The sequence below is a fragment of the Streptococcus sp. KHUD_014 genome (assembly GCF_051106275.1).
GTDB lineage: Bacteria > Bacillota > Bacilli > Lactobacillales > Streptococcaceae > Streptococcus.
In genome coordinates this window covers 1,000,829-1,026,372 of record NZ_CP193666.1, presented here as the reverse complement: position 1 = coordinate 1,026,372, position 25,544 = coordinate 1,000,829, and the positions used below count along the sequence as shown (strand labels likewise).

Here is a 25,544-nt window from a genome sequence, read left to right as displayed (position 1 = left end):
TGACTCTAGTTAACCTATCAGTTAGAATAGAACTATAAGAATTTAAACTTAGAAAGGCAAGATTATGTCAACTTTAGATAAAAATCTTTTGCTTGAGATGTTCCGTAAGATGGAAGAAATTCGTCGTATGGATTTAAAAATTGCTCAATTAGTAAAAAAAGGTAAAGTGCCAGGTATGACGCACTTTTCTGTTGGTGAGGAAGCTGCAAACGTTGGGGCTATGTTAGCTCTAAACGAAGATGACCTCATCACCTCAAACCACCGTGGTCACGGACAAGCCATTGCTAAAGGAATCGACCTTAATGGTATGATGGCTGAAATCCTTGGTAAGTATACTGGAACTTGTAAAGGTAAAGGTGGATCAATGCACATCGCCGACCTAGATGCAGGTAACCTTGGTGCCAACGGTATTGTTGGTGGTGGTATGGGGATTGCAGTAGGGGCTGCCCTTACTCAACAAATGAAAAACACTGGTAAAATTGTTGTCTGCTTCTTTGGTGATGGAGCGACAAACGAAGGTGTATTCCACGAAGCTGTCAATATGGCTTCAATTTGGAATCTTCCAGTAATTTTCTACTGTATCAATAACGGTTATGGAATCTCTGCTGATATTAAGAAAATGACAAATGTCAAGCATATCCATGAGCGTAGTGCTGCTTACGGTATTCCTGGAATGTTTATCGAAGACGGTAACAATGTTATCGATGTCTACGAAGGATTTAAGAAAGCAGTTGACCATGTTCGTTCTGGTAAAGGTCCTGTCTTGATCGAAAGTGTAACTTACCGTTGGCTTGGTCACTCATCATCAGACCCTGGTAAATATCGTACACGTGAAGAAGTCGATGAGTGGAAAGAAAAAGATCCAATCGAAAACCTTCGCAAGTACCTTGTTGAGAATAAAATTGCTAGTGCAGAAGAACTCGAAGAAATTCAAGCGCAAGTTAAGGAAGCAGTGGAAGCATCTGTTAAGTTTGCAGAAGAAAGCCCATTCCCTCCACTAGAATCAGCTTTTGAAGATATTTACGCAGACTAAGGAGAAGTAGAGAAATATGGAAACAAAATTAATGTCTTTCCGCGATACCATTATCCTTGCAATGTCTGAGGAAATGCGTCGTGATGAAAATGTACTCTTGATGGGTGAAGATGTAGGTGTCTTCGGTGGAGACTTTGGTACATCTGTAGGTATGCTTGAAGAATTTGGACCAGAACGTGTACGTGACTGTCCCATTTCTGAAGCAGCGATTTCTGGTGCAGCTGCTGGTGCTGCTATGACTGGACTTCGCCCAATCGTTGACATGACTTTCATGGACTTTTCTGTTATTGCCATGGATAATATCGTCAACCAAGCAGCTAAAACTCGTTACATGTTTGGTGGTAAAGGTCAAGTGCCTATTACAATCCGCTGTGCTGCTGGTAACGGAGTAGGTTCTGCGGCACAACACTCACAATCATTGGAATCTTGGTTTACTCACATCCCAGGATTGAAGGTTGTAGCTCCAGGTACACCAGCTGATATGAAGGGACTTCTTAAGTCTTCTATCCGTGATAACAACCCAGTCATCATCCTTGAATACAAATCGGAATTTAACCAAAAAGGTGAAGTTCCTGTTGATCCAGACTATACTATCCCACTTGGTGTCGGAGAAATCAAACGCGAAGGAACTGATGTAACAGTAGTAACATACGGTAAAATGCTTCGTCGTGTCATGCAAGCAGCTGAAGAATTGGCTGAAGAAGGCATCTCAGTAGAAGTAGTAGACCCACGTACTTTGGTTCCACTTGATAAAGACATCATCATTAATTCAGTTAAGAAGACTGGAAAAGTAGTTCTTGTCAACGATGCTCACAAGACAAGTGGTTTTATCGGTGAAATTTCAGCTATTATCTCAGAATCAGAAGCATTCGATTATTTAGATGCACCTATTCGCCGTTGTGCAGGGGAAGACGTACCGATGCCTTACGCACAAAATCTTGAAAATGCAATGATTCCAACAGTTGAAAGCATCAAAGATGCAATCCGTAAAACTCACAACAAACAATAATACATAAAATAAATTATGTAAACAAATTAATCAGACGAGAAGCTTTGTATCTATAGATGCAAAGTTCTCTACGTCCTTAGTATCTTAGATTAGAGCACGGGCTAAAGTCTGTGTGAAAAAGATAAACTTTCCTAGAAACTAAAGTCTCTTCGTCAAGTTTCCTATTTTCACTTTGACTTTTAACGCCCTTTGCATCATGTAATTGAATTCGGACGGAGGTCTGTGAAAAAAAGATAGATTTCCTTGTGTTCATCGAACACATCGTCAATCTCCTATTTTTTCATTGTCCTCTTCGTCCTTAATATCTTAGTATAGAATAGGAGAGGTCATGGCTGATGATAAGCTAAGAGCGACTCCTGCAGCTAGAAAATTAGCAGATGATTTAGGAATTAATCTCTATGACATTTCTGGCTCAGGCGCAAACGGTCGTGTCCACAAAGAAGATGTGGAAACATATAAAGACACTAACGTGGTTCGCATTTCACCACTCGCAAAACGAATTGCATTAGAGCATAATATTGCTTGGCAAGAAATTCAAGGAACTGGTCACCGTGGTAAGATTATGAAGAAGGATGTTTTGGCATTCCTTCCTGAAAATATCGAGAACGAAACAATCAAGTCACCTTCTCAGATTGAAAAAGTGGAAGAAGTTCCAGATAATGTAACACCTTACGGTGAAATCGAACGTATTCCAATGACACCAATGCGTAAGGTTATTGCTCAACGTATGGTTGAGTCATACTTGACTGCACCAACCTTCACGCTTAACTATGATGTCGATATGTCTGAAATGCTTGCCCTTCGTAAGAAAGTCCTTGATCCAATCATGGAAGCAACTGGTAAGAAAATAACTGTTACAGACTTGCTTTCACTTGCGGTTGTTAAGACTCTTATGAAACACCCATACATCAATGCGTCATTAACTGAAGATGGTAAGACAATTATCACTCACAACTATGTCAACCTTGCGATGGCAGTTGGAATGGATAATGGTTTGATGACGCCAGTTGTTTATAATGCTGAAAAAATGAGCTTGTCTGAGTTGGTAGTTGCCTTCAAAGATGTTATCGGACGTACTTTGGATGGTAAACTAGCTCCTAGCGAGTTGCAAAATTCAACCTTCACCATCAGTAACTTGGGAATGTTTGGTGTTCAATCATTCGGTCCAATAATTAACCAACCGAACTCAGCAATCCTTGGGGTTAGCTCAACAATTGAGAAACCTGTTGTAGTAAATGGTGAAATCGTGATTCGTCCAATTATGAGTCTTGGTTTAACAATTGACCACCGTGTCGTAGATGGTATGGCTGGTGCTAAGTTTATGAAAGACTTGAAAGCTTTAATTGAAAACCCAATCTCAATGTTGGTTTAGAGAATTTATTTTTAGAAATATAGATAAAGGAAGTAAGATATGGCCTTAGAAGTAATTATGCCAAAAGCCGGCGTGGATATGACAGAAGGACAAATCGTCCAATGGAATAAAAAAGTCGGAGAATTTGTAAAAGAAGGAGAAATCCTTTTGGAAATCATGACTGACAAAGTCAGCATGGAATTGGAAGCAGAAGAAGACGGTTACTTGATCGCTATCCTGAAAGGGGACGGCGAGACTGTTCCTGTTACTGAAGTTATCGGTTATCTTGGTGAAGAAGGGGAAAATATCCCAACAGCTGGATCAGCTACACCAGAAGCTAGCCCAGCACCTGCAGCAAGTGCTTCGAACGATGATGGTAAGAGCGATGATGCTTATGATATCGTTGTTATTGGTGGTGGACCTGCTGGTTATGTTTCTGCCATTAAAGCAGCTCAATTAGGTGGTAAGGTTGCTCTTGTCGAGAAATCTGAACTTGGTGGAACTTGCTTAAACCGTGGATGTATCCCAACTAAGACTTACCTTCACAACGCTGAAATTATCGAAAATATCGGTCATGCAGCAAATCGTGGTATTGTGATTGAAAATCCTAATTTCACAGTTGACATGGAGAAACTTTTAGAAACAAAATCAAAAGTTGTCAATACCCTTGTAGGTGGTGTGGCAGGACTTCTTCGTAGCTATGGAGTTGATGTTCATAAAGGTATCGGTACTATAACAAAAGATAAGAATGTCTTGGTAAATGGTTCTGAATTGCTTGAAACTAAGAAAATCATTCTTGCTGGTGGTTCAAAAGTAAGCAAAATCAACGTTCCTGGTATGGAATCATCTCTTGTGATGACTAGTGATGACATCCTTGAAATGAATGAAGTACCAGAAAGCCTTGTGATTATTGGTGGTGGAGTTGTCGGTATCGAGCTTGGGCAAGCCTTCATGACATTTGGTTCAAAAGTTACTGTTATCGAAATGATGGATCGCATTGTTCCAGCAATGGATGCTGAAGTATCTAAAAACCTTCGCTTGATTCTTGAACGTAAAGGTATGACTATCTTGACAGGTACTAAACTTCAAGAAATCATTGAAGAAGATGGCAAACTTCGTATCAAGGTTGAAGGAAAAGATGATATCATCGCAAATAAAGCCCTTCTTTCAATCGGCCGTGTTCCAGATCTTGAAGGAATCGGAGAAGTTGAGTTTGAGTTAGACCGTGGTCGTATCAAGGTTAATGAATACATGGAAACTTCTGTTCCAGGTATCTATGCACCAGGTGATATCAACGGTACTAAGATGTTGGCCCACGCTGCCTTCCGTATGGGTGAAGTAGCGGCTGAAAATGCCCTTAAAGGAAATCACCATGTTGCTAAATTGAACTTGACTCCTGCAGCTATTTACACACTTCCAGAAGTAGCAGCAGTTGGTTTGACTGAAGAACAAGCTCGTGAGAAATATGATGTCCAAATCGGTAAATTCAACTTTGCAGCAAACGGACGTGCAATTGCATCTGATGCTGCTCAAGGATTTGTTAAAGTCATTGCCGATAAGAAATATGGTGAAATCCTTGGAGTCCACATCATAGGTCCTGCAGCTGCAGAATTGATTAACGAAGCATCAAGCATCATCGAAATGGAAATCACTGTTGAAGAAATGCTTAAGACAATCCACGGTCACCCAACATACTCAGAAGTGATGTACGAAGCGTTTGCGGATGTTCTTGGAATGGCCATCCATTCACCTAAGAAAAAATAAATAAGTCTTTCAATAAAATTTTCTTAAAGTAGTACGGACGGCAGCGACCTCTATTAGGGTTCCATGCCTAAAAATTGAGTCTCTTGTCTCAATTTTTCCGAGAAATGTAACGTGTTATCGTTACATTTCTTTTTACCACTTTAGAAAATTGGATTGTTATGAACAGAATTTAAAAACTAGATTTTTGGAAATACTATGAAATACATTATCAATCATTCAAATGACACTGCCTTTAATATCGCCTTGGAAGAATATGCTTTTAAATACCTTTTGGACGAGGATCAAATCTTCCTGCTTTGGATCAACAAACCTTCTATTATTGTAGGACGTCACCAAAATACCATCGAAGAAATTAACCGTGACTATGTACGCGAAAACGGTATCGAAGTAGTCCGTCGAATCAGTGGTGGTGGAGCTGTTTACCATGATTTGAACAACCTTAACTATACAATCATTTCAAAAGAAGATGAAAACAAGGCCTTTGACTTCAAGAGCTTCTCTACTCCAGTTATCAATACTTTGGCGGAACTTGGTGTTAAAGCTGAATTTACAGGTCGCAATGACCTTGAGATTGACGGTAAGAAATTCTGTGGAAATGCACAAGCCTATATCAACGGACGTATCATGCACCACGGTTGTCTTCTCTTTAACGTGGATTTGTCAGTCCTAGCTAATGCACTTAAGGTTTCTAAAGATAAGTTTGAATCTAAAGGTGTTAAATCAGTTCGCGCACGAGTAACCAATATCGTAGACGAATTGCCAGAAAAAATTACTGTAGAAGAATTCCGTGACTTACTTTTGGAATACATGAAAAAAGAATACCCTGAAATGACAGAGTATGTCTTCTCAGATGAGGAATTGGCTGAAATCAATCGCATCAAAGAAACTAAGTTTGGAACTTGGGACTGGAACTATGGGAAATCACCAGAGTATAACGTCCGTCGTGGAACTAAATTCCCAAGCGGTAAGGTTGAAATCTTTGCTAATGTTATTGAGTCAAAAATTCAAGACATCAAGATTTACGGTGACTTCTTTGGTATCGAAGACGTAGCAGCAGTAGAAGATGTCCTTCGTGGCGTTAAATACGAACGTGAAGATGTTCTTAAAGCCCTTCAAAGTATTAACCTAGGCCGTTACTTCGCAGGAATCACTGCAGAAGAAATTGCTGAGGCAGTTGTTGAATAAAAAAAGAAGTTGGTTTTAGGTAAGCAGTCTTGTCTATGGGATTAAGTGAGTAGAACAAATCTACTCACTTTTTTTCATTATTCAAACCAAAACTCCTCATACTCTATGCTTTTAGACCGATCCAATCGACAAAAATACTCTTCAGCTCGTTCGAGATTTAAAAATTTACAAGCTCCATCTTTATTCAAAGGAATTTTTGTTTCAAATATTGATTTCGAAAACATATCTTCAGGAACATAATCGTGAATTTCACCAAAAGTAGTTAATTGGCATGTTTCGATTTTAGATCGTTTAGACTATTGCTCATTCTGACTTTCTGGACTATGTCTAAAATTTTTCATTGCCAACTCCTTTACTTTTATTTTTGTCTGTCTGATGATAACTCTGAATATCTAAAGAGTCAAGTGTAAAATCCAGAAAAACAAAAATAGCGACCAAAATCGCTATTTAAGGGGGTATAGGTATTTATTATTTTGACTACTGGGTGACTGGTTGCCTTGGACTGATCTCTGATATATGGTATAATAGAAAAATAAAAACTGCTAATCAATGCTCTTCTTGTAAGAGAGAGACAAAAGAGTGATTAAGAAAGTTGGAGGTGTTTGTTGGTAAAGAAATTTTTCTTAGACATAAATTATCGTAGGGTAACCACCTATACATTAGTTACATATACAATCCTTGGTTGTTTGTTTAAAATTAATATATTACAGCCGTATTCTGGATATAAGATGATTTTTGCTGTAGTGGCAATATTGTCCTTTTACTTTTTAATAAATGAGAAGAAGGATGATTTTTTATTTGTAACCATATTGTATGTACTGCTCCAGCCCGTATTGGATTGTCTAATTCCCATAGCTAATATCGATTTAAATGTACTACTAATGGCTATTGCCATATTGAGTGCTGTGAGTTGGCGGATAGATTCTATCAATAAAATTAATACAGAAGCAGACAATTCTCAATCAAGTATAGACTATTTCAACTTAGTGTATCTGAATTCGGCTAAGTCTTATGAGATTGCTACCCTAATCGATGATACTATCAAGACAACTATTCAGAAAGAAAATAGCAATATAATAAGTCGTAAAAACTCTTTTAAAATTGGAATGAGGAATAGTTTTTACTCAGGATATGAAAATGACAACGAATTAACTGCAGAAAGCAAAATCAATGAGAGTTTTGAAGTTAAAAGTACTAAATCTACGATTTTTAGAAAAGTCTATGAAATGTCTAAAAATTTTCAAGCTGAGAACCTGGAGCAAGGAGATTTAATAAAATTTGACAGTGTGGCTCTTAATCCCGTAAACGCACAAGATATTCCACTTATATTGCAGGTATTACAGGCTAGCAAGTTGGATAATCCTAGCACCGAGGGAATCGAATTAAATATGTCAAATCTACTTTCTACTTTTTTGACTGACTATACGATTGATTATAGCTTCCAACAAGATGGTGAAGAATTCTTGGTTCGTTTCCCTTATGGAGATGTTGAAGGTTTTGAGAATGGATATAGACATAGCGATTTTCAACTTGGAAAACTTAGCTTAGTTGGAATAGATAGAGGCAAGGTTGATTTTTCAGAAGTGGATACCATATCAACAAGATTTTTAGAGTTTATGAGTAAGCAAGCCAAGAAGAATAATGTGATAAAAAATGTAAAAGATATTATCCCAAAATCCTCATTATCTGAAAAGAGCGATAAATCAGGGGCGGAATTCGAAATAGATTTCAAGTATGAAAAATTAAAAGGAACATACCATTTGATAGATGTGATTGCTGTCGTTCAGAAAATCAATGTGGAGAGTGAATCGTGATTTATTTATATGATGTTGCAAGAATAGATGATTTAAAAAAACGCTTCTCAGAAAGTAAAAAGATTGATATCACTCGTATTTTATCTCACGATTTCTCTAATTTGAGTGAAATAGAGGATATATGCAAGGAATTTGACACTGTAAAAGGATTAGTTATAGATTTATCTGCCTTGATGAATTTAAATGCCTACAATAGCCAGTATATAGGTCGGCTTTTCTTTTTGTTAAGTAAAGTACCTATCTCCCTTATTTTTTGGCTAAATAAGTTAAAATATGAAAGTGTACTAAAAGAGTTGCCACTTCTATTTGAAGATGAAGAAATAAATGAAGATTTTGCTAATCCAGAAGTTCAAAATTTTAATCCTGATGATGTCATGAAAGATAGGAGCAATACTGAATTTAGAAATAAAATACAGGAGGCTGCCAGCAAGCTAATCGGTCATGATTTATTTAAGGAAGATTTTGTACAGAAGTATGCAAACTTTATACTACTCGAAAAAATAGGAGTTAGAAAGATTTTTTCTGTGTTTTTAATTGGTGAATCTGGAATAGGTAAGACAGAATTTGCTAAGATTTTATCAAAGTCGCTCTATCCAGATGAGGAGCTTATCAAAATTAATTTTGGAAACTACTCGACAGAAGGAGTGTTGAATAGTTTAATAGGTTCTCCACTCGGATATGTTGGAAGCGATGAGGGTGGTGAGCTTATTATAAAAATTAATTCATCAAAATCTAGAGTTATTCTTATTGATGAATTCGAAAAAGCAACACCAGCTGTATTTAATTTCTTTTATGAGCTACTGGAAGATGGTAAATTTACGGATAGACATGGTGTTGCTCACAATCTTAATGGATATACTATTGTATTTACTTCAAATATGACTTCTGAACATTATACTCAGTATATTCCAGCTCCACTGAGGTCTCGGTTTGATTTACTTAGTGATTTTCAAATTCCCAACCTTGACGAAAAACGACTATTTATCCAAGAACAAGCAAATAATTTGGTAGATAAGCTTAATTCTATCAAAGAAGGAACCTATGCAATTGATGACGAACTAACGGAAAAAATTATGAGATTCTCAGAAGAAAATAATCTTCGTCACATAAAACGCCTTGTTCAGGATACAATTGCGGAAGATTTCAGAAGAAGATATGAAGGAGAATGAGTTCCGCATTTTTGGGGTGAGTCAAAATAAAAATCATGGAACCGTGATTTTTTAAGGTTATAGGCTTTTGCTAATTTGAACTGCTGGGTGACTGATTACTTATCCAGCTTCTTTTGTACGATAACATTCTACATAATTTATGTTATGTATTTTACAGACTATCCAAGGCATTTTTCTGTTCATCATTGACAATATGGGTATACAAGTCAGTAACTTGTGTGCTGGCATGGCCTAGTTGATGACTGACCAAAACTTGGGATTTGGTGGCATCATAGAGACGGGTTGCAAGAGTATGGCGTAGTTTGTGGGGAGTTACCCGAACTTTGAAGTCTTCCGAATACTTAGCTACCATCTTTTCAACACTAGAAGCATCAATCCGGTTTGGAACCCCTCGATACAAGGTTAGAAAGAGGGCTGTATCGGTCTTTTCTGTCTTATAACGTTTGTCACGAATGGCAAGATATTGCTCTAAATAAGGTCTTGCAAAGGCAGCCACATTGACTGAGTCTCTTTTTCCACCTTTTCGAGTGACGTCAATCACCATCATCTTAAGATTGAGATCTCGAAGATCAAGGTTAACTGCTTCGGAGAGACGAACACCAGAAGCGAGAAGGAGTGCAATGATGGCTAAATCTCGCTCCTTATTCTTGTTAAAGGACGATAAGGCTCGATTTGAGAGAGTTTTAGGGTATTCCTCATCTATATAATTCAAAAATCCCTCTGTTTCATCACCTAAAAAGAGCTTTTGCTTGATATTTTCAGCTCGGGCCGCCAAGGTTTCTTTCTTTTTCTTGGTAGCAACCTTCTTCATGACATTGCGATAGAAATAAGGTTCACCTTGTTCATTTTCAACTTCCTCAGTCAAATACTTATACAGACTAGAAAGTGCCGAAAGGGTACGGTTAATGGTTGTTTGAGAAACCCCGTTTTTTGTCGTATTGGCATTGAGCAGAGGACGTTCACGTAAGTAAAGAATAAAGGATTCCATGTCTTTCTTGGTCATGTGCTCCAGAACTTCTAAGGGAATATTGGCCATGGTGTCAGCATCTGATATACCAGATTCCAAGACCCAGTTGAAAAATCGATCGTATTCCTTTAAGTATTCGTACAAGGTCGTAAAACTGTATGGTACAGCCAGTTTCGATTGATAGTATTCAAGAACATACCAGGGCATAACTTGTTTAAGTTTATCAATCCGTTCTAATAAGATCTCGCGTTTCATGTTTTTCTCCAAATATTTCTATACTAGTAGTATAGCATAGCTATATATATTTTTCAAGAAAATTATAGTTTTTCGGAAAGATGTTATAGGGGAGATTTAGGAATAGATAACTTAAAAGACATAACCAAAAATTTTTTTAGAGCTAATTATTCTTAATTATGTACTTTATTCAAGTGAATACTGGAAATCTTAAAATCTATACATCTACTGTAATATGTACTTTGTCTAAGTGAAAACTAAAAACTTTTCAAATGTACATTTTGACAAAATAAGAACACTTTACTTAAAGTGTTCTTATTTTTTTATATCTTTTTTAAACTGTATAAAATGTTCTTGCTTTCTTCTGTAACCTTTGCAAATCGAACATGCCTTTTTATTTCGTTTTCTGTATGCCATTCTTTCTTTAAGTTGAATTTTATAACGATGTTCTGGATTTTCCTGACATATCCACCATACAGACATATTACTCAACTCTGTGATTTCAGTTGGGCTTGCTATTAGAAGGTTATTTAAATAATCCCACTCATTCATTAGACTTTGTTGAGTTGTTGCCAAGTCGTTAAATCCTTTTAAAACTTTTTGATTCCTGCAATATGGACAAGAATTTTCTCTGTAAAATTTTTCTTTAATGACTTGCTGATATTCTCCAGTGCATACAGGACATTTCCACCATGCGGCGGTATATGTTGAATTAACTCTTACTGAAGACATTTCTTGTTTATTTAATATAGACCATTCTTTAATTAACCAAGGATGTGTTGTTTCAAGATCGTTATAACCTTTTGCAGTCTTTTTAAATGAACAATATGGGCAACATTGATCCGTTTTCGGAGCGTTCAGAAATTTTCGCTTTATAACTCCTGTGACATTTACGACAAATCCAATCAACTATTATATTTGAATCATAAAAGAAAGTGTCAATATCTCCGTTAAGTTCTTTCACCCATTCATTGATTAAGTACGGTTTAGCGAAGCTTATTTTTTCATTTGGTTTAGGGATTTTTTTATTACAGTAAGGACAAATAGAGTTAAGATTATTAAAGTCACTGTTGGTAAATACATCTAAAACAATCCCTAACTTTTCATTGAATTCTAATTCGCAACAATCACAAATCCAAGTAAATATTTTATTTTCGGATTCTACTGATGTTACCTCTTTGATTAATGCATCCTAATATTGAATATAGGACTCCTGAATTACTTCGATAAAAAAGTTAACTACAGAAACAACGGAATTAAATTTGTTTTTTGCGCTAAAATGATGCGCACGTTTAGAATAAAACAAGTATTAAACTTAATACAATTTTAACATAGCGGAAAAGAGGTGTAAAGAATAAATACTCTGAAAAGCTTGTATACATTTTTGATTCGTGCACAAGTATGTAAATATTGTAAAACAATTTCAAAATGTGGTAGACTAGATATGAATTTTGATGGACGATAATTAGGTCAGAGAAAAGATTACAGATGGAAAAATTAGTTTTTATCGGAATGCTAGTGTTCTTGGCATTTGTGTTAATTGGAATATTGTTTTGGCTGCGTTTTAGAATGAAGAACACCTTTGAGAACGGTGTTCCAGTGTACGATGCCCCAGCAAATAATCAGACTAGGACGAGTAAGCTAAGCGTAGGAGAGTATGCAGTGCACATAATTTTAATCCTAATTAGCGCTGTAATTGCCTTTAAGGTCATGAGCATGTTCCGTCATGGGGGGGGCGGCGCCAATTGGTGCTGCTATAATCACGCCTTCTATAATGTCGCTTTTCAATGCACGAAGGAGAACCGGGAAATCTTGGATGAGTATCGTTGCAGTACTTATGATATTCGTGTTTTTGATGTTTGTATATATAATTATAGGTCTACCTGATAACGCACCTCCACTTAAAATTGACGGAACTGAAATTCATCTTACAGAGACTAAGATTTCGGATTTGATAGACAAGGGATTTGAAATTTATGTTTCAAATGGTAGACATGATTATCCTAATTATAACGAGCTTTTGACAACGGGAAGCTATACTAAATACCAAGGAGCTGGGGTTAGCGTACCAAACGGCTTTAAGTCATATGACTCAGCAGTTACGAGATCTACCTATCTTCTTGTAAAGAAGAATGTAGTTCTCGGATGTATAGGTGTTTACGGAGATAAGAGGAAGAGTACGGAGCTGAAGGACTGTGTAGTTACGCAGGTTCGCTTCAATTCTGAGTGCACAGCTGTTTCCAAAAAATATGGAGTTTCATATAATATAGATGGTATAGATTTGCTAAAGAAGCTTGACGAAAACGAGTTCACGAAAGTATTTGGGAAAAAAATATGGCTGACTCCAAGCGAGCCAAGAGATGAATATTTGGGTCATTATGGCGTGCAGTGGGGAGCAGGTAACAATGAATTCTTTTGGAATCATTATTTTATGAATTTAGACCTTGATTCGAATAATGATATAGTTAATTTTAATTTTAGTTCTAATATTGCAGCAGAGCGATAGAAGAATTTGGCAGGGATAATTAGGCAAAATGAAAAAGAAAAAAGTACTAAGTAAGACAAAGTATGCTATTTATCTTCTAGTGGTCCACCTTATATGCATACTTTTCACTATAAGCAAAATAGTGATACCTTCATGGGGTCACTGGTTAGAGACGACAAGCTTTCCTACCTATGTATGCGTGTTAGTAGCCGTTTTTCCAATGGTATGCTTTTGGCCATATTTGATTAGTGCAGATTTTAAGCCGGGTACAGCAAAGACCTTGCTTGCGACTTTTGGTCTAATAGTAGGTAACGTGACTCTGATTTTGATATATACGACTATTTTGCACAAGGTATTATAGGTATAAAAAAATCCCTTTATAGGGATTTTTTGATTGCTTCAAGTAGCTCGTCATATTCTTCAAATGCTGGAACCTCTGGGTGATCCTTCTTGATTGATTCGGTGCTTCTAAACATGATATTAGGGCAGTTGATGACTTACTAGAAAATTGTTCTCAACCCTATGTTTTAGCTGATTTAGCTTATCTTAGCTATGAACTCAGAGAACAGTTGAAACAGAAAGGTTACCATCCTTGGACGCCTTTACGTCAAAAATATGGCAAGAGCTAATCAACATAATCATTGGAAACTAATGGCTATGAGACGGACTATTGAAACTCGATTTTCAGAACTTTGTGCTTTTTTTGATGTCGAACAAACACTAGCTAGCTAGAGGCTTAACAGGATTGCAGTTGAGAATGGAGCAAATTGTACTGACTTATAATCTGACATACTTTGAGATTGACTAGCACCACGAGTAAAAATCTATATCTTACTATCAATAAGACCTTAAATGAGTAGCAAAAAATGTACAATTGAACCACTACTTCTTCTGGCACCTATTAGAGTAAAAATGTACAAATCAATTCCTTAAATCAGATGATGTTATGAACTAGAAAATATACAAAATAACACTTCAAAATAATGTACAAAATAAAAATAAAGTACACTCCTTAAAGAATGTACTTTATGCTTCTAATTCAGTTGTATCAATAGTTTAGCTCACGTTAAGTCAATTGTACATAAACTTTTAGTTTTCTAAAAAACGTCTAGATTGGCTAACTGAATTATTGATCATTGATTTATTGACTTAAAAATTTCTAAAGCTTCTACAGTTTATTAGAATAAAATATAAAAACTCGATACCATTATTTAGGAATCGAGTTTTGATTCATATGACTCGGTCTATCATTTTAATTACTAATTTTAGACCAACCATATACGAGACATAATATAAGTTATGTAAATAACCAATCCTACAACAACAAATCTTTTACTTTCCCAATTTCACTTTTTGGAATAACTAGGTGAATCATATCACCTAGATACATCCTTGTAGATCCATTAACTGTCTTACTTTTTCCGTTATGAACTTGGGTTGTGATAAGTACGTTATGTGGTAAATTGAGTTCATGTACTTGTTTACCTGCTATTTTATCTGAAACTGGAATTTCAATAAGGGTAACTTCTCCGTCGTCACTTGCGGTTTCAGGTAACATTTTTTCCAGCATGGCTTCATAGACAGGCGCTCCTTTGAGCAGATCCATGATAATATAGGAAACTAAAGTCACCATGCCTAAAGGCATGAGATTTCGGATGTCACCAACCATTTCAGTTACAAGTATCATAGCTGTCAAAGGTGCTTTTGAGATAGCCCCAAAATAACCACTCATTCCAAGAATCACAAAGATAGGAAATTGCTGCTGGGTAACAAGGCCAAGATTGACACAAATAACACCTACCAGGGCACCAAGTAAGGAGCCTAAAGCTAAAATTGGCAAGAAAATACCACCTGGCAGTCCACTACCATAACTGATCATACTCCAGATAAAGCGAATAATAAAGTAAGCCAAGAGAATTTGAAAACTAAAATCCTGTTCTGTTAAGGATAAGACAATCTGATTGCCTCCACCAAGTATCTGTGGCAGGAATATTCCTACTGGAATGATAAGAAGAAAGGCTAGAATCGGATAATAGGCCTTATCCAGATGAATCTTTTGACCAATCCAATCATATACTTTTCCAACGTTAAGAACGGCTTTTTCATAGAGAAAACCTGAGAGTCCTAGAAAAATTCCCATCACCAGATAAATCCAATATTGGCTCAAATTCATGAGAGGAATATTGTCCGGCATATCAAGTACAGGTGTTAAGCCAAAGATCAGAAGGGAAACAAAGTTTGCTACTAGACTGGCTGCCAAGGTAGAAACCCAGAAAAATCTTGAAAAATGGTGATAGACTTCTTCTACTACAAATAATAACCCCGCAATCGGTGCATTAAAGGCTGCAGCAAGTCCAGCAGCAGCTCCGCTAGCAATCAAAGATCTCTCCTCGACAGGACTAGACTTAAGCCACTTAGCAATCCCTTTACCTCCAGCGGCACCTAGCTGAATACTGGGACCTTCACGACCGAGCATAAGCCCACTCGCAATGGCCAAAATACCTAGAATGTATTTCTTCCAGAGGATACTCCACCAATTGAGAGACATGAGACCTTTTAACTCCGCTTCAACTTGAGGAATACCAGAACCTTTGATATCTTTTTCTGAGCGTGTTAATTTGGCACTAAGTAAGCAAATGAGGATATAAAACAATAAAATGATCAATAGATTCCGTATCAGATTCTCTTGGTCTTGATAAAATCCTTGAACGATATGAAAGCCTTTTTCGATCAAAAATCGAAATGATCCTACAATAAGTCCTACGACTAATCCAACAATAATACCTCGCCCTACTTGAGCTAAGATCGTACTGGACGCGAAGGCAAATTCTTTCTTGGAACTAAGTATTTCCGACTGTTCCTCCATAATTCTCTCCTTTAATTATCTTTTACTAGTTTCTGAAACGATCGTTTTAATCGGTTCAAAACTGGTGCGATGAATAGGTGTGACACCGTGCTTTTCAATTCCTTCTAGATGCTTAGCAGTTCCATAGCCAGCATTTTGAGCAAAATCATAGCCTGGAAATTCTTGGTCATAGTTAGCCATGATCTTATCTCTTGTAACCTTCGCAACGATAGATGCTGCTGCAATAGAGAGTGAATTAGCATCACCCTTAATAATGGATGTCTGAGAAATCGGCAAATCCAATTTCATAGCATCAATCAAGAGGTGTTGAGGTTGTGGGTGAAGTTGCGAAACAGCGTCATTCATGGCTAGTTTTGTCGCTTCGTAGATATTGACTTGGTCAATGACATGATTGTCCATAATCCCGATACCGATTGCTAGGGCATTCTCTTTGACAGCCTGAAAAATCTCCTCGTGTTTTTTCTTAGGAATTTTTTTGCTGTCATTCAAGCCTTTAATCTTACAATTTTGAGGTAAAATCACTGCAGCAGCCACCACTGGACCAGCTAGCGGACCACGTCCAACCTCATCTACACCTGCAATTAGGTTAATCCCCTGAACGTAAAGCTCTTTTTCATAGCTAAGCATGGCTTCTAAGCGGAGATTTTCATCAATGTCAGCTTGAAGGGCTTTTTTCCGCTTTTGAATTTCTTTTTGGACACCTGAACGAGAATCTTTTTCAAATTCCTTGAACAAGGGACTTTCAAGTTCAGTTATCTTTGCTAATGCTTCTTTTATTTCTTTAATCGTTGCCATTGAGATCATCCAATGTATCTAAGGTGTAATTACCCAGTTTTCCATCACGAACTTCCTTGACAAAGAGATTGTAAAATCGATCGTAATCATCACGGAAACCAAGGATACGAGTCATATCCATAATAATTTGAGGAGCTTCATCATCCAGATTCATTTGTTTAAAACGTTCCTGTAGCTTTTCAGGATAATGGGTTTTAAAATAATTGAGACCGAAAATCGTCACTTCATCCATCGGAAGCAACTGGTCTTTGATAGCTCCAGTCAATGCGAGTTTAAGGGCAACCGTTTCATCTTCGAATTTTGGCCAAAGAATACCAGGAGTATCCAAGATTTCCAAATCTTTATTGGTTTTAAGCCATTGTTGGCCCTTGGTGACACCTGGTTTGTTACCAACTACAGCAATTTTCTTACCAGCTAAACGGTTCATAAGAGTAGATTTTCCAGCATTTGGAATGCCGATAATCATAGTTCGCAAAGTTTCGATTTGAATACCACGTTCTTTTTGACGAGCAATCTTATCTGCCATAAGCTTTTTGGCTGCATCTGTCACAACTTTAACTGTAACCTGCTCTTTGGAGTTAATAGCTAGGGTTTGAATCCCTTGTGATTCAAAGTGCTGACGCCATTCTTTCGTTTGAATTGGGTCTGCTAGATCTGCCTTGTTTAAAATCAGGAGCCTTGGTTTATCTCCTACAATTTTAGTTAACATCGGATTTTGACTAGACAAGGGCAAGCGGGCATCCACCAAAATCGTCACAAAATCAACAAATTTTAAATTTTCCTGAACCTGTCTTCTTGCCTTGGACATGTGGCCAGGAAACCATTGAATAATAGCCATAATGTAAAATTCCTTTCTTTTATTGGATTTGTATCTATTTTTTTATTTTCTCGAGTAAGCAATAGATAGCATTTTTTTAAAATAAATCACTAATTTCTATTATATCATGATTTCTCCTATTTGACTCTCTATTCAGTCTATTGGTTCCTCTAAAACGATTGAAAAATAATAGTGTTTACCATGATTTTTTACATAATCTCTTATATACTTTTCTGTTTGAAGAATGGATTTGCTACAATCGCTAGTCGAATCTTGTTTCTCATAATGCCAATTGTCATAAGTATGTGTCAATTGAGCATTTTTGTAGCAAAAAACATCTCCACCTAATATGGTCAGATTATTCGCTTGGACAATAGCAAGTAAGTCTGTTATAACTGAGTAGCTATAAGCGTATGCATTAATCCCTAAGTGGTTTAGATTTATTCCTCTTTTGTGAATATGTTCAAAATTCATCTTCATAATGAAAAGTCCTCAAGTTTCTCTTGATAAGCAAAATCGATAACCACTTTTCAGTCGTTATCGATTCTAATGATTTCTAGTCTTTTTCGCCCAGCTTACTGTTGATTGTCATCATAATACTTGCAATCTTTTCTCCCCAATATGGGTCTGATGCGTAAAGGACATTCATTCCGGAAGCTTTATTTCCAAGATGGGTTCTACCTTCATCATAATAATTCTCGCGAATCCATTTAGCTGCACCTAAGATACCCTTGTCGACATTGTCAAAACTTTTGGCTGAATCATATGGTGTTGTATCATAGGCTGCAATACCAAAGAAGTTATTCTTATCCTTGGCAATCTGGCTACGTCCCCATGAACTTTCTAGAGCACTGTGGGCAATCAAGTAGAGGGCATTGATTTTATAACGTTCTTCCGCTTCTTTAAAGACTGCACCTTTACCTGCCAAACGACTTCCTTGAATATTCATGATAGAGAAAATTTTATCCAACTCTGCTGCTGTATAATTAGTTGGTTTGCTTAAATCTCTAAACAAGAAAGGATTTTCAACTGTAAAGTTGTCAAAGTTAGCTCCATCAGCTGAATAATACTTTTTACCAATGGTCATAGCCGAGCTATGTGGTGCAACTCGAATACTAGCATAAGGTGATAACTCGTGGTAGAGATATTTACCATCCGTAGTATAGTGAGGAATGAAGTCACTTGCAGAACTAACTGCTACAAGATCATTCTTGTTCATATAACCTGAAAGGCCAGAGATTTTGACTGGAAGTCGACCGCCTTGAGCTTCTGCTCCAGTAACTGAAACAATGCTACCTTGTGAGATATAGCTGAGTCTATCACCTGAAGCGCTGTAGACATAAGCTGTAATTGGAGCTACCTTATAGTAAGATGATGGATCAGAAATCCATTTTCCATTACTTTGGAAAGAATAGTCTTTACCTTTGATTTTGAAAGTCCCAGTTACATAAACTCCATCTTCTTTGAGGTAATACCAAGCGTCATAGTCCTTATCAAAAATCCATTCATTCTTAGCCATATAGCCGCCAGGTTTTAGATAGTAAGCTCCCTGCCACTGATTTTCAGCGTAGCTACCATCAGCTTTGATATAGAACCAGCTATTGTGTTTCTTATCAAAGATCCATTCATTCTCAGCCATTGCTCCACTATCTTTAAGATAGTATTTCTTTTTCCAGGTGCTGCTTTCCATTACACCTTCGGCATCAAAGTGGTACCAGCTATTTTTAATTTTTTCCCATTTGTTTCGTGTGATTTTACCAGATACGTCGGCGTAATACCACTTATCTGCAATTTTAACCCACGAGGATTCGGCTAGAGCCCCATCTTTAGTGAAAAGATAGTCTTTGTAAATCGTTTCACTAAGCATGCTACCATCTTTGTTGAAGAAATACCAGACATTCTTGATTTTTTCCCATTTATCACGAGAAATCTTTCCTTCTTGATTCCCATGATACCATTTGTCACCAATTTTAACCCAGCTATTTTCTGCTAAGGCTCCACTACTATTGAACAAATAGTCATTGTGGATAGCATTACTGAGCATGATGCCTTCTTGATTAAATCGATACCAGACTCCAGAAATTTTTTCCCATTTATCACGAGTAACTTTTCCCTCCGCCGTAGCATAATACCATTGATTATCGATTTTTGCCCAAGAAGATTCTGCTAAAGCACCGCTATTATTTAACAGATAATCATTAAAAATAGTATTACTGAGCATGATGCCTTCTTGATTGAAATAATACCAAACACCAGCTATCTTCTTCCAATTTAAAACAGGCTTATTATTCTCATAATAGCGCCATTGACTGTTTTCTTTTTGCCAACCGTCTTTGTTAACCTCTTCTACTACTGCTTCTGTCGAAGACTGCTCCTTGGTGTTAGTAGTTTCTTGCTTTGGGGAAGTTTGAGGCTCGACTGTTTCTGACTTGTTTTGAGTTTGGTTCAGATTGTCATTTCCTGCTTGGCTTCCTGTAGCCTTTTCAGAAGTTTGAACTTTATTGGTAGCTTGAGATTCCTCAGCATAGACAGTCGTTTTCGCAATACCTGCCATAGAGAGGGCAACCGTACTTGCCAGCAATACTTTTTTCATTCTTTTCTCCTAACAAATACCAAGATTGGGATTTGCTTTTTCCTAGATATTGTATTAAAAACGCTAATTATCAATTTTATTATACAATATTCTGTTAAATATAAAAGTAGTATCTTTCAGAAGAAAAGAACTTGTAATATTTTTAAAATATTTTAGAAATAAAAGTCAATAAAAAGTAGTCGAACATCAGCTGAACGACTACTTTTTTATAACATTATGCCTGCCCATAGACTTCTTTGCGTTTTGTTTTAGTTGCTTTAGTAGAATTATTCCAAAGGTTTGGATTGATGAAAATAGTGACGATCGCTAGTATTGCAAAACCAATCCCAACATACCAGTAGGGTGTATCCAAGGTTGTAGAGCGTCCTGAAAGATTGACAATTCCTCGGAAAAGTGTACCCGCTGTAATAATCGCTACTGCCGAATTCCATAGATTTAGACTGATACGAGAGAAATGTGGAAGAACTTTGAGAAAGATTGCAAGTAGAATTCCCCCTACAAGAGGTGCTGCAAATAAATAGTGCATATGAACAGAAATTTCTCCAAAACTAAAAGCTTCATAAATTCTAGAAAATGCAAAGAAGAAAATAGTGATTAGTGTATAAGAAATGACTGTTTTTTTAAACCGTTTTTTGCCAAAATTAGTAACCGATGTAGACAATGTCACTCACCGCCCTTTCTGAAATTTTGTTTCCACCAGTCGTTGGTTTATTGATAACCTGACCGTTGAAATAAAGTGTAGATGATCCACCGCCATCAAGATTGTAGGCAGTCTTTGCACCATAAGATTTCATGACCTCAGCTAGCTGATAAAGAGAGAGTCCTTCACTTTCTGATGTACGTCCATCTGAAACAACGATGATATAGTGGTTTTCATCGATAATACCAATAGCTGTACGAGGATTTGAAGCCATTGCTTGTCCTACTTCTGTATTGGTATCAACTGCAATTTCACCATTTTCGACCAAGGCTGGTCCAAAAGCCAAGAGATTGACGACACCGTCATTAACTAGTTGCTCAGCTGAGATCTGATCTTCGTAAATAATCTTGAAAGAGCCGTCTTTATAAATAGCTAAGTCGCCATTACTAGAATCTTCACGAACAGTATCACGATAAACAACTCCATTACGGATAACATAACCTGTAGAGTTAGCACCATAGTAGTCCCCATTTACCGCTAAAATAGAATTGTTATTAGCTGCGGTCTCTGAGGTTTTTGCAGTTACGTTTGTTCCATAGGCATTTTGTGCAAAGGCAGTTTTCAGATAATCTGATGAACTCAGAGTAATATCTGCAACGTAGACTTGCGTATTATTGACAGTCGTTTCAGTCAAATTAATGGAGATATTGTCATCTTTATAACTGGAGTCTGTGACGGTAGCTGTCTTAGCATCTTGACTTGCTGCTGCAGCATTAGAACTTGTGCTTGTTGTAGCGACTGTTGATATTGTCTCAGCCAGGACAAAGGTCTTTAGCATTGAGTAACTAAAGGATCCTGTCAAGAGTAAGCCGAGAACTGAGGCGTAAGCGTAGCGTTTCTTTAAAAATTTCATAGTACAGTTGATGTCCTTTCCTTAAAGATGAATTTCTTCTGCACTGTCCAAGAGACAGCAAAGAGAAGGATGCCGACAATAACTTTGGCGATCAGAGGGTTGATACCAAAGACTGTAAAGAAGAGACGAATCAGTAGCGTGTCTAAGACAAAGAGTCCGACTGCTAATCCAAAGTATCCCATCCCTGTTTTCATAAGGCTATCGTCGTTTTTAAAGACGAGTTTTTTATTTGTAGAATAGTTAAAAATAGAGCTAGTCACACGAGCGACTCCGTTTGCTAGAAAGATTCGTAGACTCGTCGGAACTGTCGGCAAAATCAAGATTGCTAGGGCGTAAACAAGATAGTCTACAAGAAAGCTACTGAGAGATGACAAGGCAAATTTAAAAATATTTTTATAGATCATGAGCCCGTCTTGGATTGGGCGGAAGTGTGAAGCCTCATTGTCATTAATATAGACAGTTTCAATAGGAACTTCTAAAATCTCGTATTCTTTCGTTGCTTCGAGCAACATATTCATTTCATATTCATAACGTTGGCCTTCAATCTTAAGCATAAACGGTATCAAGTTTGTAGTAAAAGCACGAAGACCTGTTTGCGTATCTGTTACTCCTACTCCTGTTTGAAGCTTAAAGAGAGCTTTGGTTAAGCTGTTACCAAAACGGCTACGAAGGGGAACTTTTCCTGAAAAGGCACGTACACCCAAGATTAGCTTGTTTGGATTTTCGGAAGCTTTATTAGCCGTGCGGAAAATATCCCATACCTTGTGCTGTCCATCCGCATCTGCTGTGACAACCGTACCATAAATGTTTTGTTCTTGGATATAAGTAAAGGCTGTTTTTAGAGCCTGCCCTTTACCTTGGTTCACTTGGTGACGGATGACAGTAGCATATTGTTCTGCTTTGTCAAAGATTTTTTGGCACTTTGATGAACTGCCGTCGTCGATAACTAGAATATGAAAATCACTCTTTGCGTGAATTTTTTCGATGAGTTTGATAAGTTGCTTATCTGGTTGATAAGCTGGAATGACTATGTAGTTCATATCGATACCTCTTTCTTTGATGATGGTATAACTATACAGAACATCGCTTAAAGATACCTTATATCAGTTTTCTTTAAGATTAGGTTTAAAAAACTTTAAGCTTAAAGAAAAGACTTATCAATTAATAAGAAATATGGTTTGAATTTTCAGATAAAAATAAATATACAAAATCCAAAAAATAAAATCTGTTTGGTACAGACTCTAACTATAGAAATATAGGAGACTACACTAAAAAGCCATCCAATTTGGATGACTTTTTTTAAAACTATTTACTTAGTTCTCTGATTTTTTACTTTTTTTGAAAAGTGAAATACCAAAGATTCCAGCTAAAATAGCAAGAAGATTCATAGCTAATGGCGAATCAGAAGTTCCTGTATTTGGTAACTGAGCTTTTTCTGGAGCTGATTTTTGCTCAGTAGATTGAACATTTTCTGGTTGAACAGGTTTGGGAGCTGGCTCTGGATCCGGTGTTGGCTCTGGATTTGGAGTTGGTTTTGGATCCGGAGTTGGTTCTGGATCTGGTGTTGGCTCTGGATTTGGAGTTGGTTTTGGATCCGGAGTTGGTTCTGGATCTGGTGTTGGCTCTGGATTTGGAGTTGGTTTTGGAGTTGGTTTTGGATCAGGAGTTGGTTCTGGATCCGGTGTTGGCTCTGGATTTGGAGTTGGTTTTGGATCCGGTGTTGGTTCTGGATCTGGTATTGGTTTTGGATCTGGTATTGGTTTTGGATCTGGTGTTGGTTTTGGATCAGGAGTTGGTTTTGGATCCGGTGTTGGCTCTGGATCTGGAGTTGGCTCTGGATTTGGAGTTGGTTTTGGATCTGGAGTTGGTTTTGGATCAGGAGTTGGTTTTGGATCCGGTGTTGGCTCTGGATTTGGAGTTGGTTTTGGATCCGGTGTTGGCTCTGGATTTGGAGTTGGTTTTGGATCCGGTGTTGGTTCTGGATCAGGAGTTGGTTCTGGATCAGGTTTTGGCTCTGGATCAGGAGTTGGTTTTGGATCTGGAGTTGGTTTTGGATCTGGAGTTGGTTCTGGATCAGGAGTTGGTTCTGGATCTGGTGTTGGCTCTGGATCAGGAGTTGGTTCTGGATCTGGTATTGGTTTTGGATCAGGAGTTGGTTCTGGATCAGGAGTTGGCTCTGGATCTGGTGTTGGTTCTGGATCAGGAGTTGGCTCTGGATCTGGTGTTGGTTTTGGATCTGGAGTTGGTTTTGGATCTGGAGTTGGTTTTGGATCCGGTGTTGGCTCTGGATCAGGAGTCGGCTCTGGATCAGGAGTTGGTTTTGGATCTGGTGTTGGTTCTGGATCTGGTTCTTTCTCATACTCATAAATAACATGAGTTGTACCTTCTTTTAACTGACCTGTTTCAGGTGCAGATGTTGAAGAAACACCAACTAGATTGTATTTTTTACCATCTACAGTGATAGAAGACGGACGCTCATCTGCGTTTTCAGCAGCATTATAGGTCACAAGATTTCCATCAGATCCATAAATAGAAGTTAATGGTGTGTCTTTATAAGTTTCCTTGATAGATTGATTTGTTCCCTTGATAACATAATCCACCACTACATCTCCATAGTGAAGCGTAGAAACATCCTGGTCAGCCATATCTTCAAATTCTGAAGCATAGTATTTAACAGCAGGATTGGCTTTCAAAGTAAACGTTTTAACATAACTAAAGAAGGTCTCAGGATTAATATTAACATCATGAGGAATAGTTTTCCAGTCACCGTTATTTGGTGTGATATGAGTAGTTGGGTTTGAAACTGACCTAATTAGATGGTCATTCTGAACATAAGTATCATCTACTAAACTTGGATTACCTAGAGCACCATAAGTCGTTTCCCCATTGTTGTCTTGATAATATGGTTGAATTCGATGATATTCTTCTAGACTTTGGCAACCTTCTTCATATGAACCATACCCACCACCATCTTGAGAACATTTCCAAGCAAATCTCGCGTCGATTGGTAAGTACTTGATCTTCTTAGCTTCCTCCAAGGGTACGGTCACAGAAACTCGAAAAGCTGTTGATCTAAATGTATTTGAAACAACAGTATATAAATTAACTGTATCACCATAAGCTGAAGGAAAGGCTGGATCAGGGGAATAACCGTCAGCATCCTTCATATTAACAACGGAAGGTTTCTTACCAGCTGCTAGTTCCTCAGCAGTTGGAACATTCCCCCTTTCATCATCAAGAGGTTCATCATACGAAACCTCTTTCATTGGAACATTAACATCTACAGGATTTCCATTGGCATCATATGTTCCGATCAAAGTGAAATTAGCTTTTGCACCTGAAATCTTAGGAATACGGATACGAACACCGCGAACAGCTTGACCTTGATCACTTGAGTGCAATTCTTTGAAGGCTACAGTGTAATTGTAGACTACACTTTTACCATCTTCACTAAAATGTGCTGGAAGTCCTTCAACATTGACGAAACCACCTTCATCAATGATATTGCTACCATCTGGTTCGCAACTAGCGCCCGGGTTAGAGCCTGGTAAAGTCCCTGCAGGACAGGTTGGCTTATCTTTATCTGTGGTTGCAGCTTCACCATTACTAGTTCCCTCTGCAACATTATTGTCTTCCGGTGCAGAGTTTTCCGAACCTGTTGTATTCGGAACCTCTGGAGCAACTAAAGTTTCTGCTGGTTCGCTATTAGTTTCATCAGCTTGAACCACTGATTGTGATACCAGATTTAGAGCAAAAACAGACATTGTGATAATGCCAAATTTAGTGAGTTTTTTCATACACTTTTACTCCTTATATGAAAGGGATCATGCATAAGCAAAATCCTATTCATTGATATTATTTTCACGTACATTATACTATGTAAACGCTTAGTTTGCAAACAATTATCTA

General features: G+C 37.4%; 20 protein-coding genes and 1 pseudogene. 9 read left to right on the top strand and 12 right to left on the bottom strand.

Going from position 1 to position 25,544, the window contains the following annotated elements; genetic code table 11:
- The first annotated feature begins 64 nt into the window (after positions 1–64).
- From ACORHT_RS04910 to ACORHT_RS04880, 7 genes are all read left to right on the top strand, one after another.
- Positions 65–1,033 carry a thiamine pyrophosphate-dependent dehydrogenase E1 component subunit alpha gene (locus tag ACORHT_RS04910; RefSeq protein ID WP_036757432.1) on the top strand — a complete coding sequence of 323 codons (969 nt, stop codon included), beginning with the start codon at positions 65–67 and terminating at the stop codon, positions 1,031–1,033.
- Between the two features lie 16 nt (positions 1,034–1,049).
- On the top strand, positions 1,050–2,042 hold the full coding sequence (locus ACORHT_RS04905) for an alpha-ketoacid dehydrogenase subunit beta (RefSeq protein WP_006152177.1): 993 nt from the start codon (positions 1,050–1,052) through the stop codon (positions 2,040–2,042).
- A 328-nt stretch (positions 2,043–2,370) separates the two neighbouring features.
- A complete protein-coding gene (locus ACORHT_RS04900; RefSeq protein WP_434350810.1) occupies positions 2,371–3,414 on the top strand; it encodes a dihydrolipoamide acetyltransferase in 1,044 nt (347 codons plus the stop codon).
- 39 nt (positions 3,415–3,453) lie between these two features.
- Positions 3,454–5,157, top strand: a complete 1,704-nt coding sequence (gene lpdA / locus ACORHT_RS04895; protein ID WP_434350809.1) for a dihydrolipoyl dehydrogenase — start codon at positions 3,454–3,456, stop codon at positions 5,155–5,157.
- A gap of 195 nt (positions 5,158–5,352) precedes the next feature.
- Positions 5,353–6,342 carry a lipoate--protein ligase gene (locus tag ACORHT_RS04890; protein WP_434350808.1) on the top strand — a complete coding sequence of 330 codons (990 nt, stop codon included), beginning with the start codon at positions 5,353–5,355 and terminating at the stop codon, positions 6,340–6,342.
- A gap of 605 nt (positions 6,343–6,947) precedes the next feature.
- The gene (locus tag ACORHT_RS04885; protein ID WP_049548452.1) at positions 6,948–8,156 is read left to right on the top strand and encodes a hypothetical protein; all 1,209 of its coding nucleotides are present in this window, start codon (positions 6,948–6,950) and stop codon (positions 8,154–8,156) included.
- Positions 8,153–9,325, top strand: coding sequence for an AAA family ATPase (locus ACORHT_RS04880; protein WP_434350807.1), 1,173 nt, complete (start codon positions 8,153–8,155; stop codon positions 9,323–9,325). Before ACORHT_RS04885 ends, ACORHT_RS04880 begins: the two co-directional genes overlap by 4 nt.
- A gap of 151 nt (positions 9,326–9,476) precedes the next feature.
- Here ACORHT_RS04880 and xerS read toward each other — a convergent pair whose 3' ends face one another.
- The 3 genes from xerS to ACORHT_RS04865 form a co-directional block, all read right to left on the bottom strand.
- Positions 9,477–10,547, bottom strand: a complete 1,071-nt coding sequence (xerS, locus tag ACORHT_RS04875) for a tyrosine recombinase XerS (protein WP_434350806.1) — start codon at positions 10,545–10,547, stop codon at positions 9,477–9,479.
- 294 nt (positions 10,548–10,841) lie between these two features.
- Positions 10,842–11,258 carry a zinc-ribbon domain-containing protein gene (locus ACORHT_RS04870; protein ID WP_434350805.1) on the bottom strand — a complete coding sequence of 139 codons (417 nt, stop codon included), beginning with the start codon at positions 11,256–11,258 and terminating at the stop codon, positions 10,842–10,844.
- Between the two features lie 82 nt (positions 11,259–11,340).
- Entirely contained in the window at positions 11,341–11,490 is a 150-nt protein-coding gene (locus ACORHT_RS04865) for a zinc-ribbon domain-containing protein (RefSeq protein ID WP_434350804.1), read from the bottom strand.
- Between the two features lie 852 nt (positions 11,491–12,342).
- On the opposite strand from ACORHT_RS04865, the gene ACORHT_RS04860 reads away from it, so the two are divergent.
- Both ACORHT_RS04860 and ACORHT_RS04855 read left to right on the top strand, forming a co-directional pair.
- Positions 12,343–13,032, top strand: a complete 690-nt coding sequence (locus tag ACORHT_RS04860) for a hypothetical protein (RefSeq protein ID WP_434350803.1) — start codon at positions 12,343–12,345, stop codon at positions 13,030–13,032.
- Positions 13,033–13,475: 443 nt separating this feature from the next.
- Positions 13,476–13,819 (top strand): annotated as a pseudogene (locus ACORHT_RS04855) (transposase); the annotation flags it as partial.
- Between the two features lie 507 nt (positions 13,820–14,326).
- Here the strand turns inward: ACORHT_RS04855 and ACORHT_RS04850 are convergent.
- The 9 genes from ACORHT_RS04850 to ACORHT_RS04810 form a co-directional block, all read right to left on the bottom strand.
- Positions 14,327–15,877 (bottom strand): chloride channel protein, encoded by a 1,551-nt coding sequence (locus ACORHT_RS04850; RefSeq protein ID WP_434350802.1) that lies wholly within the window; start codon positions 15,875–15,877, stop codon positions 14,327–14,329.
- A gap of 15 nt (positions 15,878–15,892) precedes the next feature.
- Positions 15,893–16,672, bottom strand: coding sequence for a ribonuclease HII (locus tag ACORHT_RS04845; RefSeq protein ID WP_434350801.1), 780 nt, complete (start codon positions 16,670–16,672; stop codon positions 15,893–15,895).
- A complete protein-coding gene (gene ylqF, locus ACORHT_RS04840) occupies positions 16,659–17,510 on the bottom strand; it encodes a ribosome biogenesis GTPase YlqF (RefSeq protein ID WP_434350800.1) in 852 nt (283 codons plus the stop codon). The genes ACORHT_RS04845 and ylqF overlap by 14 nt, the downstream gene beginning before the upstream one ends.
- A 132-nt stretch (positions 17,511–17,642) precedes the next feature.
- Positions 17,643–17,969: an Imm40 family immunity protein gene (gene imm40, locus ACORHT_RS04835; protein ID WP_434350799.1), complete on the bottom strand. Its 327-nt coding sequence runs from the start codon at positions 17,967–17,969 to the stop codon at positions 17,643–17,645.
- Positions 17,970–18,045: 76 nt separating this feature from the next.
- Positions 18,046–20,082, bottom strand: coding sequence for a glucosaminidase domain-containing protein (locus tag ACORHT_RS04830; protein ID WP_434350798.1), 2,037 nt, complete (start codon positions 20,080–20,082; stop codon positions 18,046–18,048).
- A 214-nt stretch (positions 20,083–20,296) separates the two neighbouring features.
- Positions 20,297–20,743, bottom strand: a complete 447-nt coding sequence (locus tag ACORHT_RS04825) for a hypothetical protein (protein WP_434350797.1) — start codon at positions 20,741–20,743, stop codon at positions 20,297–20,299.
- Positions 20,724–21,635: a phosphodiester glycosidase family protein gene (locus ACORHT_RS04820; RefSeq protein ID WP_434350796.1), complete on the bottom strand. Its 912-nt coding sequence runs from the start codon at positions 21,633–21,635 to the stop codon at positions 20,724–20,726. Before ACORHT_RS04820 ends, ACORHT_RS04825 begins: the two co-directional genes overlap by 20 nt.
- On the bottom strand, positions 21,632–22,681 hold the full coding sequence (locus ACORHT_RS04815) for a glycosyltransferase (protein WP_434350825.1): 1,050 nt from the start codon (positions 22,679–22,681) through the stop codon (positions 21,632–21,634). Before ACORHT_RS04815 ends, ACORHT_RS04820 begins: the two co-directional genes overlap by 4 nt.
- A gap of 267 nt (positions 22,682–22,948) precedes the next feature.
- Positions 22,949–25,432: an LPXTG cell wall anchor domain-containing protein gene (locus ACORHT_RS04810; protein ID WP_434350795.1), complete on the bottom strand. Its 2,484-nt coding sequence runs from the start codon at positions 25,430–25,432 to the stop codon at positions 22,949–22,951.
- Positions 25,433–25,544 lie beyond the last annotated feature (112 nt).